Origin of the sequence: Pseudohongiella sp. SYSU M77423 (assembly GCF_029911965.1) — a bacterium.
In the GTDB taxonomy this organism is placed as follows: domain Bacteria; phylum Pseudomonadota; class Gammaproteobacteria; order Pseudomonadales; family Pseudohongiellaceae; genus Pseudohongiella.
The window spans coordinates 1-1,697 of record NZ_JARYTH010000014.1 but is presented as its reverse complement, the minus strand read 5'-3'; the positions used below and the strand labels follow the sequence as shown (position 1 = coordinate 1,697).

The following is a 1,697-nucleotide window of genomic DNA, read 5'->3' as shown; positions in this document are numbered from 1 at the left end:
GCACATAACAATGGCAAACAGTTCGGCGCTTTGCGCCCGGACGCTTACTTCGTTCGCGCCGCTGTTGCGGGGCGTTACTGCACTAAGGGGTGCCAGGGATGAGTAATCACCGTTCGGTAGTAGGCAAAGTGCCGCTCGGTATGGGCAAGGACCTAGATCGTGCTAAATTTAAAGTGTCTTGTGGCTGTTTACAGTAATAAGTTTGCTCAACGAACGAGACAGATTCTACGGTGGTGTGGTTGTCGTCGGAAGCAGTTAAAAAAATGCCGTCAATGGTGGGGTGGCAATCGGGCAAGGAGCTGCGAAATAGTGGCAGTAAATGGTGGATCAATCTTTCTGGGTTTCATCAGAGAAAAGTGGCTCGGATCTACACCCTGGTTGTCGGCGGCCCCATGCTCCGCTACCGCTTCACATACTGGGCTTCGCTCAACACCAGCACTCCGTGCAGTAACAATACAATTAACTTCGCTCCCTTCGGTCGCCAGACGCGCGCTTCGCGCAGCGCCGGTTATTATGGGGCGTTAGTGCACAATGATGCTTCAGAGAACTTAGCAACGTGGAAGCGCAGCCCATACTTAAGACCTCTAGACTGACTCTGCGGCCCTTCTCATTGTCAGATGCTCCCCGAGTCAAGGAGCTAGCTGGCGATCCACGAGTATCGGAGATGACCATCAACATACCGCATCCTTATGAGGACGGTATGGCGGAGGAGTGGATATCCTCTCACGCGAAGTTATTCGCTTCCGGTGAGCGCATCGTATACGCAGTCACAATGACAGATACTGAGGAATTGATTGGGACAGTGAGCCTGACTGAGCTTACGGAAACTGGCGGCAATCTTGGGTACTGGATCGGGGTTCCTTACTGGGGATACGGCTACTGTACGGAGGCGGCTGGTGCTCTAGTGGATTTCGGACTTACTGAGATTGGGCTGCCACTTGTTTATGCTAGGCACCTACCAGAGAATCACGCTTCAGGCCGTGTAATGATAAAGAACGGATTCAATCACGTACGCACGGTATCCATGGACATCCAGGGTGAAACCCGGCTAATGGAGCACTACGAGAGAATTGCATGAGCGCCCGTAACAAACGAGAGTGCACTAACAATTCATTTCAGTTCGTGTGGCCTTACGGCCACACCGGACGCAGCATGGCTGCGCCGCTGAATATATGGCGTTACTGCACTAAGGGGTGCCAGGGATGAGTAATCACCGTTCGGTAGTAGGCAAAGTGCCGCTCGGTATGGGCAAGGACCTAGATCGTGCTAAATTTAAAGTGTCTTGTGGCTGTTTACAGTAATAAGTTTGCTCAACGAACGAGACAGATTCTACGGTGGTGTGGTTGTCGTCGGAAGCAGTTAAAAAAATGCCGTCAATGGTGGGGTGGCAATCGGGCAAGGAGCTGCGAAATAGTGGCAGTAAATGGTGGATCAATCTTTCTGGGTTTCATCAGAGAAAAGTGGCTCGGATCTACACCCTGGTTGTCGGCGGCCCCATGCTCCGCTACCGCTTCACATACTGGGCTTCGCTCAACACCAGCACTCCGTGCAGTAACAATACAATTAACTTCGCTCCCTTCGGTCGCCAGACGCGCGCTTCGCGCAGCGCCGGTTATTATGGGGCGTTATGTGCTCGTAGCATGACGAAAAGAGAGAGGTATAAGGAACATGGGTGATGATTGAGCTGAGGAACTATG

Annotated in this window: 1 protein-coding gene; it reads left to right on the top strand. The window is 52.2% G+C overall.

Annotation, left to right across the window (positions count from 1 at the left end; all coding sequences use genetic code 11):
- Positions 1-556 precede the first annotated feature (556 nt).
- Positions 557-1,078 carry a GNAT family N-acetyltransferase gene (locus tag QGM61_RS15185; protein WP_281133496.1) on the top strand — a complete coding sequence of 174 codons (522 nt, stop codon included), beginning with the start codon at positions 557-559 and terminating at the stop codon, positions 1,076-1,078.
- Positions 1,079-1,697: the final 619 nt, after the last annotated feature.